Source organism: Mesorhizobium sp. M1A.F.Ca.IN.020.06.1.1 (assembly GCF_004023265.1).
Taxonomy (GTDB): domain Bacteria; phylum Pseudomonadota; class Alphaproteobacteria; order Rhizobiales; family Rhizobiaceae; genus Mesorhizobium.
Genome location: NZ_RZSR01000038.1, coordinates 1 through 13,581 on the forward strand (window position 1 = coordinate 1; position 13,581 = coordinate 13,581).

The 13,581-nt window shown below is 61.0% G+C and carries 11 protein-coding genes; 6 read left to right on the forward strand and 5 right to left on the reverse strand.

Annotated features, from left to right (window positions below; translation table 11 throughout):
• Positions 1-277: 277 nt before the first annotated feature.
• On the forward strand, positions 278-868 hold the full coding sequence (locus EOA60_RS38715; RefSeq protein ID WP_245307390.1) for a KTSC domain-containing protein: 591 nt from the start codon (positions 278-280) through the stop codon (positions 866-868).
• Between the two features lie 94 nt (positions 869-962).
• Here EOA60_RS38715 and EOA60_RS03390 read toward each other — a convergent pair whose 3' ends face one another.
• Positions 963-1,148 (reverse strand): DUF3606 domain-containing protein, encoded by a 186-nt coding sequence (locus tag EOA60_RS03390; protein ID WP_066994850.1) that lies wholly within the window; start codon positions 1,146-1,148, stop codon positions 963-965.
• A gap of 972 nt (positions 1,149-2,120) precedes the next feature.
• Between EOA60_RS03390 and EOA60_RS03395 the strand changes: the two genes are divergently transcribed.
• Positions 2,121-2,348 carry a hypothetical protein gene (locus EOA60_RS03395; RefSeq protein ID WP_067320564.1) on the forward strand — a complete coding sequence of 76 codons (228 nt, stop codon included), beginning with the start codon at positions 2,121-2,123 and terminating at the stop codon, positions 2,346-2,348.
• Positions 2,349-2,560: 212 nt separating this feature from the next.
• Here EOA60_RS03395 and EOA60_RS03400 read toward each other — a convergent pair whose 3' ends face one another.
• The gene (locus EOA60_RS03400; RefSeq protein WP_245322511.1) at positions 2,561-2,884 is read right to left on the reverse strand and encodes a hypothetical protein; all 324 of its coding nucleotides are present in this window, start codon (positions 2,882-2,884) and stop codon (positions 2,561-2,563) included.
• Between the two features lie 1,403 nt (positions 2,885-4,287).
• On the opposite strand from EOA60_RS03400, the gene EOA60_RS03405 reads away from it, so the two are divergent.
• Positions 4,288-4,497: a hypothetical protein gene (locus EOA60_RS03405; RefSeq protein WP_095826181.1), complete on the forward strand. Its 210-nt coding sequence runs from the start codon at positions 4,288-4,290 to the stop codon at positions 4,495-4,497.
• Between the two features lie 1,158 nt (positions 4,498-5,655).
• Here the strand turns inward: EOA60_RS03405 and EOA60_RS03410 are convergent.
• Together EOA60_RS03410 and EOA60_RS03415 are read right to left on the reverse strand one after the other, a co-directional pair.
• Complete coding sequence (locus EOA60_RS03410; protein WP_095779495.1) at positions 5,656-5,868, reverse strand: hypothetical protein; 213 nt, start codon at positions 5,866-5,868, stop codon at positions 5,656-5,658.
• A 391-nt stretch (positions 5,869-6,259) separates the two neighbouring features.
• Positions 6,260-6,700 carry a hypothetical protein gene (locus tag EOA60_RS03415; protein WP_245479148.1) on the reverse strand — a complete coding sequence of 147 codons (441 nt, stop codon included), beginning with the start codon at positions 6,698-6,700 and terminating at the stop codon, positions 6,260-6,262.
• A 365-nt stretch (positions 6,701-7,065) separates the two neighbouring features.
• Between EOA60_RS03415 and EOA60_RS03420 the strand changes: the two genes are divergently transcribed.
• Complete coding sequence (locus EOA60_RS03420) at positions 7,066-7,980, forward strand: YihY/virulence factor BrkB family protein (RefSeq protein ID WP_127334769.1); 915 nt, start codon at positions 7,066-7,068, stop codon at positions 7,978-7,980.
• 230 nt (positions 7,981-8,210) lie between these two features.
• Here the strand turns inward: EOA60_RS03420 and EOA60_RS03425 are convergent, their stop codons facing one another.
• A complete protein-coding gene (locus EOA60_RS03425; RefSeq protein WP_067320757.1) occupies positions 8,211-8,648 on the reverse strand; it encodes a CBS domain-containing protein in 438 nt (145 codons plus the stop codon).
• A 323-nt stretch (positions 8,649-8,971) separates the two neighbouring features.
• Here EOA60_RS03425 and EOA60_RS03430 point away from each other — a divergent pair, with 323 nt between their 5' ends.
• Complete coding sequence (locus tag EOA60_RS03430) at positions 8,972-10,072, forward strand: chemotaxis protein CheB (RefSeq protein ID WP_128293145.1); 1,101 nt, start codon at positions 8,972-8,974, stop codon at positions 10,070-10,072.
• A partial coding sequence (locus EOA60_RS03435) for a CheR family methyltransferase (RefSeq protein ID WP_128311067.1) occupies positions 10,026-13,581 on the forward strand: 3,556 nt, incomplete at its 3' end. The genes EOA60_RS03430 and EOA60_RS03435, both read left to right, overlap by 47 nt.

The window sequence follows — 13,581 nt, forward strand, 5'->3', positions numbered from 1 at the left end:
TCCATGCTCACGTTGGCCGCCCGCAGCCTTTCTTGGAGACCCGTCAACTTGGTGGCCAAGGCGTTGGAAATTTCGATCATAATTGCCTCCGTGGTTCCAATCTAAGTGCCAGACCGAGGATAAGAGCCTCGAACAGTGCGGGGGCCGATGAACAGACTGATTTGCCATTACCTGCTATCGCCCAGCCGCTCGGCCTGCCTGGCAACCTTTGCGAACTCTCCGTCTGTTGAGATGACCTCGAGGGTGGCAGGGGCTCATCCTCGCCAGTCGCGACCCAATGAAATTTCTCGCAAGATGTTTCCTGCCCCCGACCTTTGAGTTGGCCCGTACGACATTTGTCCCGCATTCGCTGGGACCGGTGGCCGAGGTCCAGAATTTTAGGGAACGGTCGCTGTCGGATTTTGTTGATTGGATGCCTGCTGCGCACGTTGCCAGGTTTGCGCACTCAGGTACCAACCTCCAGAATACTCAGCCCGCAGGCTCCGGTCTGCGGGCTTTTTCGATGCCATGGAATGCGGCGCTCGCGCTGCCGCTGCCCGTCCGCATCTGGGACGGCGGCGTCGGCTGCGAGACTTGGCTCTCACTCACTAGCTTCGGAAACAAAAGGCCGGCCGGATCGTTCGCTCTATGCCAGACCACCGGGTGCCGCGCCATGCCGTCCACCTCGATCAAGAAAACAAAATACGATCCGGCCAAAGGGACTCTTTCCGTATGGTTTGTGACCAGCGGGAAACGCTACGAGTTCGAGGGGGTGCCGCCGGAGACGTTCGCGGCATTCCGATCAGCCTTTGCCAAGGGCCGCTTTTTCAACGCGCACATCCGCAATCGCTTCCGATATCGTCGCGTAACAAGCGATGACGATGATTGACCGGCTATTCAGCGTCCAGTTCAAGCGGCTCGTGCTGCGCTGCTCATGATTTTGGCGTGGATCCCGGCGATCGCCGCTGCGTTGGAGCTCTTGGTCATCCGCGAAGCTTTTCGGCCTCGCGTTCCAAGGTCTTCCGGTCGTTGCCGTGCTGTTTGATGAGATCGCGAACCTGTTGCGCCGTCAGCCCGACCTTGTTGGCGAAATGCCGGACTTCGTAGTCATCGTCCGCTGATACCCGGTTGCGGTCACTGCCACCACGCTTGCTCTTGTCGTCTGCCATCGCTTGTTCCTCCGGCAGGGAATAACAGCGGCCGCGCAGGAATGTTCCAGGCGCGGCAAGCGGCAATTTTAGGCGGGACTAACAAAAGTTATCGAAAACGGACTGCTCGCTCGTGCAGGATTAACGTCACTCCGCCCGCCACGGCGGAGGATGGGAGGACCGGCCTCCACAAAGCCGAAGGCCGGGTTACTTGGCCCGTTGCGCGGATCCCTTGGGCGCTGCGACGGGCCAAGGTCGCTTGCGTCAGTCTTTCCTCCAGCGGCGCCTTTCTCGCCAAGCCAGCAGTGCACCATTAACATTTGTTACTGCGGACCTGCTAATGAACTGCGTAGATGACTGGGCGGGCGTTGCCCTGGCTTTGGAGTTGGGTTCGGTTTGCGGCGACAGTGTCACCGACTTGAGAAGCGAACCGATAGCTAGGCCCGTTGTCTAACCTTGGCGGGTCACGGCAACGGGTCTAGCGTTCCTCCGCTTGGGAATGGGATTTCCGGCCGAAGATGAATGTGCCGTCTCTGACGGCGTTCACACTGCCCCCGATACGAGCCCGAAACACCTTCGCGGCATGAGCAGACAGCCCGCCAGCGCTCACAAGGAACTTTAGCGGCATCTAAAAGTTCTCCTCGGGCAATCCCGCACTCCTTGGGTCGAACGATGGCCGAGCTGGCATCAACTTTCGCATATTCATCAGGGCTGACCGGCGATGATATGCTAAGCGCAGTCGTGTCGATACTGGCCGGCCTGCTGCTCTATAATGTCATGCGCGAACCAAGCCGATAGGGCTCCTGCCGAGACGAAATTCACAGACCGCGCAGTGACGCCGGACAAAAGTTCGGTGGGCGGCCGTTGCTCGGTAGCGCAGCATGGAGGCAATCGGCTATTTGCCCGGGACCTCAGTCCGATCCAATTGACTCGTAGCTGACTTTTTTTGGGTGTATCCTTTCCCCGTTGTGGCGTATCGGGGTGAGGTAAACGATGCGTGGAAGCAATCGCAATGCTGTCCCGCCCAAGAGTGCGGGATGCGGTATAGTTGAACCTGCAGAGGTCAACATTCTGGCCAAGGCGGTGAGTGACTACTGCTCCAGTCACAAGATCGAACGCAAGGATGAGCGCGAAAACGTCGCGGTCAAAGTCATGAGCCTTTTTGGACGCGGTGTAACTGACGCTGACCAGCTGTTGGAAGAACTCGAGAAGGTGCGCTAAAGCGAGCCTGGTGCCCTCGGCTGGAGACGCAACAGATGCCCGTCATTCCAGGAATGGCGGGCATCTATTTCACTGCTGCCGACGAAGAAGGTGACGCATTTCCTCGCCGGCCCTACCAGATGATGCATCGGGCCAGTTGTTTCTAGCATCACGACCAATGCGCCGGCCCGTCTAACCTCAGTAGAGCGGAAAGAGGTCGTTCCTCGACGGCACTAGTTGGGATCGCCGGACCTCGAGCCCCCATGGGCTCCGCCGCCATAGCTGTCCCCCCGCGACCCTCCGTTGCCGGATCTAAAAAACTTTGGCTTGGGACCGACGTGACCGTGGTTCTTGTCACCCCATCCATTGCCCGGACGTGTTCCTCCCGATTTGGCAATCGCCTTGGAGTTCAAGCTTGTGCCGAGCAGCAATGTAATGGCCGGAGGCGTCACCGCAGCAAAGCGTCCAGCCTGCTTGAGAAAATCGCGGCGCGCGTTGGCCTCTGAAACAAGCTTTTCGGAATTCTTTTCAATAAGCCTTTTGCTCTCATTCGGCATTTTAGCACTCCTTTCCTGCAAGATACTTTAATTGCTGTCTGCAAAGAAAGTAGTTCTCCAAAAGGCGTACACCGCGCCGGTGTCCGGAGCGGCCCGGCTCTCTGGCCGACAAAGGCCAGAATTGAGCCGGGCCTGACCGGCGGGGGCTCGGAATCGCAACACGGCGCCGGCTGACCAATGAGCATATACCCCTGATTGTATAGCCGGAACGCATTCATAAGGATAAAGCCGAGCCGAATCAGTGCAGCCAATATTATGGCTTCAAGCTGGCGCTAATATTCGAGCAGGCTGATGGAACCCGAACGGTGCGGTTGGGTTGGTAACATGCGACCGCACTCGTTTTCTCCCATTCAGGGTGCGGCCGCTCTACTCCGTAAGCAACAGAAGCCCGTCGCGCTTGCGCCATTGCGCGACGGGCTTTCTGGTCCTTGTTGGTCAATACCCGCCACGTGCGAAGCAGCACCGCGAAGGCGGCTTGACGGCTGAAAACCCAAACAGGTACCCGCCACCCGGGGGAGTGTATGGCGGGTACCTGACCTCTCTCCGCCGACGACTGAAGGATTCCGCCGGCTCTACCAAATGTCGGAACGGGCTTAATGTTTCAGTACTGGGACCAATGCGTTTGGATGTCCGACTTCCGTCCGGAGCGACAATGCTTTCAAATCATTGGTTCAACCAACCCGCACTAGACCTGGGAAGTGCTCGGACTGGTCTATGTTTTCATCAGCGCAATTCGATAGGCGCCTTTGTTCGCCACGCCATCCCAGATGAAGAACGCGGCAAGGGCGGCGACGATCAGCAGGATCGGTCGCATGGCTGGAATTCCCTCAAAGCTCCTCGTACGCGCGTGGCCTGATTATCCGCCTGTTCATCTATGTCTACAAGCAGTTGCTAACGTATTGAGAACTCGCCGGGCTCGCCGCCCCATAGCCCAGCCCCAAGCCCGACGAGTGCCGACCCGGGAGGGTACCGGCATCATCCTATTTGCAAGGCTGATGCCAGCATATTCCGTCCTGAAATGAAACAGAGGGTGTGTCAGCGTGCGCAGGCTTGAACGATGGCAAAGCCTATGCCGATGACAACCGGTACGGAAACACTCCTCCTGCCCGAGACAAACGGATCACCAAGAAAAATGCTCCGCCATCGCGGAACACCTCGCATTCGAAGAGGTTTGGGGCGCGGCGGCGCAATTCCCTCCCGATCTGTGCACGCCGCCGGGCGGAGCCTCCCATTCTCCGCAGGCCCGCTCCCTGGCTCCCATCAGGGGCGGGCCTTTCTTTTAGATCTCGGGCTAAGGGAACGCTCACGGGAGTTCCATATTGAAATCAAATTCGAGTTTCCCCATTGGGGTTCGCATGCGCAAGCCTGCCGGCAGAGCCAGGCCCGAATAGGAGTTCACCGCCATGGCGATCCGCCACAGAGCACTGGAAGCGGAAATTTTCGATCCGGAAGAGCTGGAATTTCTGGCCCGCGTCTTCGACCGGTTGAAATATGATGGCCAAACTACGGAGCAGCGTGAGGCGCTGGCCTCTCGCATCATCGCCAACTTCATGGCGGGTATTGTGGACGAGAATGAACTGGTTTTGCTATCCAGGCTACCTTTAGGGAGGTAACGATCTGAGCGGACTGGACTGCCTGCCGCCCGCCCCTTGTGAATATTCGTCATTGTTGCCGCTGGGCTACAGCCCTTTGGGGGCGACTGTATTAGGAAACGCTTGTGCGGGGTTCCCGGAATCGGGCGGACCATCTGGGAAAGGGGCGCACAGTTTTGAGGGAAGATGGCCCGTCGGCTTTGGTCGGCGGGCTTTTCTTTTGTATGGCCTTCTCTGTAGGGCCTTGTCGTCGATCAGCGCCGCTTCCTCGTGCTTCGGCCCTCCGTCGCTACTTCCGGACCTACATCTTTTTTTAAATGACGGTCGGGTGCTGCCTCAGCCAGATCGGCGAGCCAACTTCAGCAAGGGGGATTCGCCATGAAGCGCACCTATGAAAGCCCGTCCTGGTCAAGCGTGACCGCCTGTCCGCCGTTACGGCCGTGATCGTCGTCTCGCTCGTGAACGGCGCGACGTCCCAATAAGGACGATGCCCGTCACTCCAGGCAGGAAATGGCGGGCATCTATCTAGCTGCTACCGACCAGGAAGGTGACGCACTTCCTCACCGGCTCTATCAAATGATGCAGCGAGGCTTAGGTTTCAGCATGGGGACCAAAGCGTCAGCCTCTCGGACTTCTGTCGCATCGGCGGAAGCGATCATTCTGCCAATCGTCCCGGTTGGGTCGCGCGGCGTGTGTCTCCGGCCGAGGTTCACCGCGCCGCGCGGAGGCGTAGCCCGTTCGACCTCAGGCGAGCGGGCTCTCTTGTCTGTCTTGGAACAATTCTGTGCCGCTGCAGTTCGCTTTCTGGGCGCAGCTCCCGGCAAACAGAGACGGTCGAGCGCGCCTTGGTCGGGTTGACCCCGACGCAAAGAGCCCGCCCGCGGAGGAGGTGCGGCGGGCTCTTCTGCTGATCCGGCTAATTCAGCTTCGCCGGCGGCTCGCCGGGATAGCAGTAGTGATTACTATCCGCAGGCCGACCGGGGTATAATCTCCAATGGCCGTTCGAATAGCGGTTGTCCTGGCGCTTCTCGCCGCCTTCGCCTACGGGTTTGCAAAACTCGTAGAGCGGTATGCTGATGCCGGCGATGATCCCGCATCACCCTGCGGAAAGGTGCCAAGCGTCGATTGCCCGGACCCGAATGCGCCGCCTCCCTTTCCCAGGCCCGACCGGACGGAGCCTCAAAGGCAGTCCGGTGCGTCAAGCCTGAATGCATATTTATAAATTGCGCGGTTTCCTTCATCGGTCACCCGCACCCAGAAATGTTCATCCCGTCTCGCCAGGACGTCTTTGCCGGTAACTTTCTGAGCAGCCTCCCAAGGGGCACGGGCATTGGCAACGTGATAAGCCACCACCTGGTCGCCAGCCATCTCTTCAACTCGGTATGTCTTCATGATCGCTCCAAACAGCGACCCGAACTTGGAGCGACGAGGGTTGTTCCGGGTCTTCCATTTCGCTGGCCCATAGCGAGCGATTGCAGGGCAGCCTTGGGCGCCTAGAGGACGGGGCAGGTGGCCCGGTAGCCTTGGGTGGCTATGGGGTGGCCACCGGGCCTTGACCGGCAGGGGCTTAGGGAACACGATGCCGGCAAACGAGTATATGCGCATCTACTAATAAATCAAATTCAGCCAAAAGGCCGAGCTCGCCTTCAATCGCCACATGGCGGCTGGACAAGCGCCGATCGACGCGGGCATGTGTGCCACGGCCGGCTGCCTCGACTGCCTCGTCATGCTCGATTGCCGGCGGTCCGCGACCGCTTCGGCCCAAACATCAATCTGGCCCCAATCAGCCCAGTTTGGAGAGCCGGTTGAAATTTGTTCGGACCCGGCGGCCGGCAGGTTTGAGTGCTGCGACCATGGACTCCTTCAGAGCACCGCCGCTTAGAAAAGACGGGCTCCGGCCGGATAGAACTTCAGGCCAAAACCTTAAAGCCGATCTTAAGATCACCAATTGTGCAGCCGCCATGCCTTCGGCGAAGGCGAGCGCCTTCTCGTTAACCGCAAGCATCGCCTCAATCCCTTTCGGGGCACGGCTGCTTGCATCCAAAGCAATCAGCGGAAGGCGCATGGCGACAACAGCGGGTGCCAACATCAGGTCTCCACAAAGCGAGAATGCATTTTGGGTGTGGCGCTTCTTGCGAGTTGACATTGTGCCCCCATCTGGACCCGGCTGTTCAGCCAATACGCGCCAATCCGGGGTTTGTTCCTGGAGGATGGCGGCCTTCATGAGTCCGTCATAAGGTGCGAATACATTAGCGAGGCCGGATGTCCCATCATCGGCTCCTACAAAGTCTCCTGCCCGGTTTCGGCCGGGCATTCTTTTAGCCTTCAACGAGCGCCAGCTTCGATCTGATCGCGCAGTCGCGTTCACGACGGCATCGGCGGCGTGAAGGCCCAGCGCGATGTCCAAAAGACCCCGCAAGCGAATAGATCGGAACCTCCCGCCCGCGGCGTCATTGACCTCTGCGGGCCGCGTCAGCCGGACCTGGTGGCAAAGAGAACAGGGTGGTTTTTCCGGCTTCACATCCTGGCCAACGAAAAGGCAGTCGAGCTCTTGTCCCACCCGGCCCGCTTCAGTTCGGTGTCGAGCGCATGGCAAAGGACGGGAAATCAAGGACCGGCTGGCTTCAGGAGGCCTGGCTTCTGCTGAAAGAAAGCGTCAGCGGTTATATGGATGACAACGCGCTGAGCCATGGGGCGGCGATTGCCTTCTATGCCACCACCTCTCTTGCGCCGATCCTTCTGATCGTTGTGGCGGTCGCAGGTCTCGTCGTCGGCAAGGACGCCGCCCAGCTCGCGCTCTCGGCCCAGATATCGGGCGTGATGGGTCCGCAGAGCGCCGACCTCTTGAAGGCGACGATCGAGACCGCTTCGCGTCCCTGGTCCGGCGCGCTTGCCACCATTATCGGGCTGGTGACGCTCCTGATCACAGCCTCCGGCGTCTTTGGCGAGATGCAGCAGTCGCTGAATGAGATCTGGAAGGTCGAGCCAAGGGCCATGTCGCTCTCGCGTTTGGTGCGGGCGAGGGCGGCGAGCCTTGGTCTCGTCGCCGCGCTCGGCTTCATGCTGCTCGTGTCGCTCGCGGCGAGCACGGCCATCTCGCTGTTGGCCGATGTCATCAACCAACACCTGCCGTTCGGCGAACTGATTGTGAGTTCGATCAATACGATCGTTTCGTTCGCGTTGATCGCGCTGCTCTTCGCGGCGATTTACAAGGTCCTGCCGGACCGCAGTCTCAAATGGCGCGATGTCGCTGTCGGTGCGCTGGTCACCGCGCTTCTCTTCACCATCGGCAAGTCGCTGATCGGCTGGTACATCGGCAGCAGTTCGATCGCCACTTCCTATGGCGCCGCCGGCGCGCTGATGGTGGTGCTGCTATGGGTCTATTACTCGGCTCAAATCTTTCTGTTCGGCGCCGAAATCACGCGCGCCTATTCGGTGAGCAGCGGAAGCCGGGCCGACCTCAGGCGGGTTATGAAGCCGGAGGTCGGAAAGACGGAGAGGTGACGGTCAAGCAACGCCGGAGAACGCAACACTGCGCGCGACCCTCTGCCTAAAGAGATCAGGCGTTGGGCCAGACAGCGTTGGCTTAGGCTGACAACCTGAGAGGGATCGTCGCCACCTGTCGGTCCGCAGGACGTGATCAGGTTGCGAAGCCGCGATGTGGCCGCCGCAACCCAGTCACGCCCGGCGGGCGTCAACCGACGATCAAACAGACCCCGATGTCGTCGTTGTCATCAATGGGCGGTCTGCGAATGAACACCGCCCGGCGCCGAAATGCCGCTCAAAGCCTCTCCCGCCTCCCGTGTCTCACCCTTTCTTGCGAGGTCTCCAAGGGAGATGATGCCAACGAGCCGTTTGTCTCGGTTCAGAACCGGGAGCCGCCGCACCTGCAAGTCTCCCATGTTAGCAAGAACATGATCGACGTCTTCGTCATCGAAGCAATATCTTACCTCTTGGCTCATGACATCGCGCACCCTGGTATCGGGACCTTTGCCCAGCGCTATCCCGCGGATGACCATGTCCCGGTCGGTGATCATCCCCACCAGCCGGTCATTTTCACCGACAGGCACGACGCCGGCGTCGAGCTTGCCCATCATCAGCGCCACCTCGCGGATCGACTGTTCGGGATTCGCGACGGCAACGTCCTTTGTCATGCAACTGCCGACCTTCATGGCTATCTCCCTTTGTTGCGGAGCCCACCCGCCGAACCTGAACTGAGAAAACAAATGCTCGGCGCTATTGGTTCCTTCAAATCTGGCGGGGCGAGGGGCATGGAAAGTTCCGCTGGGCTCGATTGACAGCCGGGCAGGCGACCGGTCCTTGCGCAGGCCTGAGGGAAGCAAGGCCGGCAGCCCATCGCCCCATGTTCGGCCGAGACCCGTTCGTGCTGTTGCGGTCCCGGTGATCGTTGCGTTGGTTGCGTGCGCGGCTCATGGAACAGAGTCCTGCCTTCGGCCATTGTGTTATGGGCTGGGGGCGACCTGATAGGGGAGCCATGGCCGACTTTCGAAACCGGATCTCACCTGCCCGCGAGGCCGAGACAAGCTCGCGGCAAGCTAAGGCGCGCAACCGCTCCATCATCGTCATCGGGGCGTCCGCTGGCGGGGTTGAGCCCCTGAAAGCGATCGTGAGCGACCTGCCTGCCGATCTACCGGCGGCCGTGTTCGTCGTGGTCCATGTCGGCCAGGTCAGCTATCTGCCGGAAATCCTCGACCGTGCGGGAGCGCTGAAAGCCTCCGGCGCCAAGAACGGCGAGTCCTTCAAGATGGGAAACATCTATGTCGCGCCGCCCGGCTTCCATCTTCTTCTGCATGACGATCACATGATGCTGCGCCGCGGCCCGCGCGAAAACCTCGCGCGGCCGGCGGTAGACCCGCTGTTCCGCTCGGCGGCGCTGAGCTTCGGCGCAAGCGTCGTCGGCGTGCTGCTGTCGGGCGCGCTTTCCGACGGCACCGCCGGCCTGAGGGCAATCAAGGCGGTCGGCGGCCTCGCGGTGGTCCAGCATCCCAAGGACGCGCTGGTGCCTTCCATGGTGGAAAGCGCGCTGCGTTATGTCGACATCGATCATTGCGAACCCGCCGCCAAACTCGGCGGCTTGCTGGGCAAGCTGGCGGCCGAGCCGGCCGGAGAAACGTTGCCGGCCCCACCGACGGTCAGGCTGGAGGCCGCAATCGCGGCACAGGAGCATTCGACCATGAAAGACGAAGATCGACTTGGCGAACTGTCGGTGTTTACATGCCCGGAATGCCACGGGCCGCTGTGGGAGATCGAAGACGGTGACATGCTGCGTTATCGGTGCCATACCGGGCATGCCTTCACCGCAGACGCGGTCATGGAGGCGCAGGCGATCGAGGCGGACGAGATCCTGTGGAGCCTGCTGCGGTCGCATCAGCAGCGGGCGGAGTTTGCCCGGCGCATGGCGGAGCGGGAGAAGACGCGACATCGCTCCCAACTCGCCAGCGAGTTCGGCAAGCGGGCGAGGGAATACGAAGCGGATGCCTCCGTCATCGAGCGCATCCTGGAAAGCAGGCGGACACAGGTAACAGGCAATGGCGCAGGCGGCGAGGAAGGCAAGCACAAGGAAGGCACGGACTAGCCCGCGCCAGGATGAGAGAGAGCCCGCGCTGTTCCCTGTCATCGGCATCGGCGCATCGGCCGGCGGCATCGCGGCGTTGCAGAAGTTCTTTCCGGAAGTGCCGGCCGACAGCGGCTTTGCCTATGTCGTGATCCAACACCTCGATGCCGAGCATGAGAGTGTGCTCGCGAGCATCATCCAGCGCTCCACCGCGATCGAAACGCAGACCGCGGTCGAAGGCGCGGAAGTCGAGCCGAACAACATCTACGTCATCCCGCCGGGCGTCTCGGTGACCATCCGGGGACAGCGTTTCAACATGGCCAAGATGGCCGCCACGCGCGCGAAGCGGACGCCGATCGACGATTTCTTCACGTCCCTGGCACAGGATCAAGGGGAGGATGCGGCCGGGCTGATCCTTTCCGGAACCGGCAGCGACGGCACGATCGGGCTCAGGGCAATAAAGGAACATGGCGGCCTAACGCTGGCGCAGCAGAGCGCCGAATATGATGGCATGATGCGCAGCGCCGTGCAGAGCGGCCTGGTTGACATGGTGCTGCCGGCCGAGGAGATGGCTGCGAAGCTCGTCGGCTATTTCAGCCACGCCAACCGCGATGAAAGCGAACGCGACCGCCGCAAGCGCGAAGTGGGCGAACAGCTTTCGCGGATCACGGGGCTGTTGCGTACGCGCACGGGCCATGATTTCAGCGGCTACAAGGACAACACCATCCTGCGGCGCATCCAACGCCGCATGCAGGTGCTGCAGGTCGACGATCCCACGGCTTTCTACGAGCGGCTGCGCGACGAGCCGCAGCAGGTCGACCTTCTGTTCCAGGACCTGCTCATCGGCGTGACCAGCTTCTTCCGGGACCCGCAGGCTTTCGATGCGCTAGAGAGCTTGGTTATTCCGAAGCTTTTCGGGGGCCGCAAGCCGGACGAGACGATCAGGGCCTGGGTGCCCGGCTGCGCCACCGGAGAGGAAGCCTATTCGATCGCCATGCTTTTGAAGGAGAACGCGCCGCGGGGCGCCGCTTCTCCCAACCTGCAGATCTTCGCCACCGACATCGACGAGCGTGCGCTGGAAGTGGCGCGCGCCGGCCGCTATCCGGCGACCGTCGCAAGCGACATCACGCCGAAGCGCCTGAAGGAATTCTTCTCGCGCGAGGACGGCACATATCGTGTTTCCGCCGAGTTGCGGGAAGCCTGCCTGTTCTCGGCGCACAATCTGTTGCGCGACCCGCCGTTTTCCAAGCTGGACCTCATCGCCTGCCGCAACCTCTTGATCTATATGGGGCCGGAGCTGCAGGAGAAGATCATCCCGATCTTCCATTATGCGTTGCGCAATAACGGCTATCTCTTCCTCGGCTCGTCCGAGAACGTTACGCGCCATGCGCGCCTGTTCTCGACCATCGACAAGGCGACCCGCATCTTCCAGAAGCGCAGTGAGGTCGCCGCGCAACGCCTGCCGGAATTCCCACTTGCCGCCGCCGCCAGGCAGGCTGTTCCCAGCACGCGCCCGCGGGCAACGACAGGAACCCTGCAAGAAGTTGCCGAACGCTTCCTGGTCGAGCGCTATGCTCCGGCCTACGTGGTCGTCAACGCCGCCGGCGAATTGATGCACAGCTCGGGCGGGACAGGCAAATATCTGGAACTTGCCGCCGGCGCGCCCGACCACAACGTCTTCTCCATGGCCCGTCGCGGGCTGCGCATGGATCTGCGCGCTGCCCTTCACAAGGCAGTCAGCACCGGACAGATGGCGGTGCAGAACAAGATCAGCATCGGCACCAATGGCGGACGCCAGACGATCAGCCTCGCCGTGCAGCCGCTGCCGGTCGACGGCAATTCGGATCCGCTCTACATGCTGGTCTTCCGCGATATCGGCGGGATAAAGGCGGAGGCAGAGGATGAGCCTGTCCAGACGACCGACGATGTCGAAAGCGCCAATGTCAGTCAGCTCGAAAAGGAGCTGCGGGAAACCAGGGAACGGCTGCAGATCACGACGGAGGAGCTAGAATCCTCCAACGAGGAGTTGAAATCCTCTAACGAAGAACTGTCCTCTATCAACGAGGAGCTGCAATCGTCCAACGAGGAGTTGGAGACCTCCAAGGAGGAGCTGCAATCGATCAACGAGGAACTGCAGACCGTCAATGCCGAGCTCAACGTCCGCGTCGACGAGCTCAGCCGCGCCAACAACGACATGTCCAACCTGCTCGAGAGCACGCAGATCGCGACCGTGTTCCTCGACCGCGATCTTTGCGTCAAGAACTTCACGCCGACGGCGCGGGACCTGTTCAGGCTGGTCGAAAGCGATGTCGGCCGGCCGCTCGCGCATGTGCGGCCGCGCTTTGCCGCGGACCGGCTGCAGGCAGACATGGAGCAGGTGCTGCAGCGGCTGGGGACGATAGAAAGGCAGGTGGAAGTCATTGAAAGCGCCAAGCGATACATCATGCGCGTGATGCCCTATCGTACCGTCGACAATGTCATCGCCGGCGTCGTCGTCACCTTCGTCGACATTACCCAGATCGCGCAGGCGGAGGAAAAGATCGGCGCGCTGTCGCACGACCTGCGCAACCGCCTCGAAAGCCTGGAGACTGTTCTGGACCTTGTGCCTGTCGGCATCTTCATCGCCGAGGACGGCGACGGCGATGCCATCCGCGCCAATCGCCGCGCCGCCGAGCTCGCCGGCCGGCGCGCCGCGGACGGCAAGCTCAGCACTGTGCCGGCGGTCCTGCCGCTGATGGTGAACGGCTCCGTGGTGGAAACGCACGAGCAGCCGCTGCAGAAGGCGATGCGAACGGGCAAGCCCGTCCCCGGCTACGAAGCCCGAATCGCCCAGGCGGACGGCTCAAGCATCGACGTGATGATGTCGGCCAATCCGCTGTTTGACGAGTCCGGCAGGGTTCGGGGCGCTATTGCGGCCCTGGTCGATGTCTCGAACCATAAGGAGGCCGAGCGCGCTCAGGAGAGGCTGCTGCACGAGCTGCAGCATCGTGTGAAGAACATCCTAGCCACGATCACCGCACTGACCTCGCGCATGATCCGCTCGTCAAGCTCAATGGGGGAATTCGCGACATCATTCCATGAGCGACTGCACGCGATGGCCCGCACGCATGAGGTCCTGTCTTCCCATAATTGGGGCGACGCCGACCTCGAGCAGCTGCTCAGGGCGACATTTTCTCCCTACAACAGCACAGAACGGCAGAACCTGGTCCTGCATGGGCCGCCGTTTCATCTCGATGCGGCAACGGCGGCGGCGCTCGGCATGGTCTTCTTCGAGCTTGCCAGCAACGCTGCCAAATATGGGGCGCTTTCCGTCGAGACCGGACGCATCGAGGTCTCCTGGAACGTGGTGAAGCCGGGCATGCTTTCGATCAGCTGGAAGGAACTCGGCGGTCCGGCCGTGGAAGAGCCATCCCGCAGAAATTTTGGAACCACTTTCATCCAGCAGAGTTTGGAGTACGAGCTGAGGGGGAGTGTCGAATTGAACTTCCGGCCCACCGGCCTGGAGTGCCTGCTTGAAATCCCCCTTGCCC

Excerpts from the sequence above, each read along its gene's own strand:
- EOA60_RS03425 (WP_067320757.1), bottom strand. The coding sequence starts at position 8,648 with ATGAAGGTCGGCAGTTGCATGACAAAGGACGTTGCCGTCGCGAATCCC.
- EOA60_RS03395 (WP_067320564.1), top strand. The coding sequence starts at position 2,121 with ATGCGTGGAAGCAATCGCAATGCTGTCCCGCCCAAGAGTGCGGGATGC.
- EOA60_RS03400 (WP_245322511.1), bottom strand. The coding sequence starts at position 2,884 with ATGCCGAATGAGAGCAAAAGGCTTATTGAAAAGAATTCCGAAAAGCTT.
- EOA60_RS03390 (WP_066994850.1), bottom strand. The coding sequence starts at position 1,148 with ATGGCAGACGACAAGAGCAAGCGTGGTGGCAGTGACCGCAACCGGGTA.
- EOA60_RS38715 (WP_245307390.1), top strand. The coding sequence starts at position 278 with ATGAAATTTCTCGCAAGATGTTTCCTGCCCCCGACCTTTGAGTTGGCC.
- EOA60_RS03410 (WP_095779495.1), bottom strand. The coding sequence starts at position 5,868 with ATGAAGACATACCGAGTTGAAGAGATGGCTGGCGACCAGGTGGTGGCT.
- EOA60_RS03415 (WP_245479148.1), bottom strand. The coding sequence starts at position 6,700 with ATGAAGGCCGCCATCCTCCAGGAACAAACCCCGGATTGGCGCGTATTG.
- EOA60_RS03430 (WP_128293145.1), top strand. The coding sequence starts at position 8,972 with ATGGCCGACTTTCGAAACCGGATCTCACCTGCCCGCGAGGCCGAGACA.
- EOA60_RS03405 (WP_095826181.1), top strand. The coding sequence starts at position 4,288 with ATGGCGATCCGCCACAGAGCACTGGAAGCGGAAATTTTCGATCCGGAA.
- EOA60_RS03420 (WP_127334769.1), top strand. The coding sequence starts at position 7,066 with ATGGCAAAGGACGGGAAATCAAGGACCGGCTGGCTTCAGGAGGCCTGG.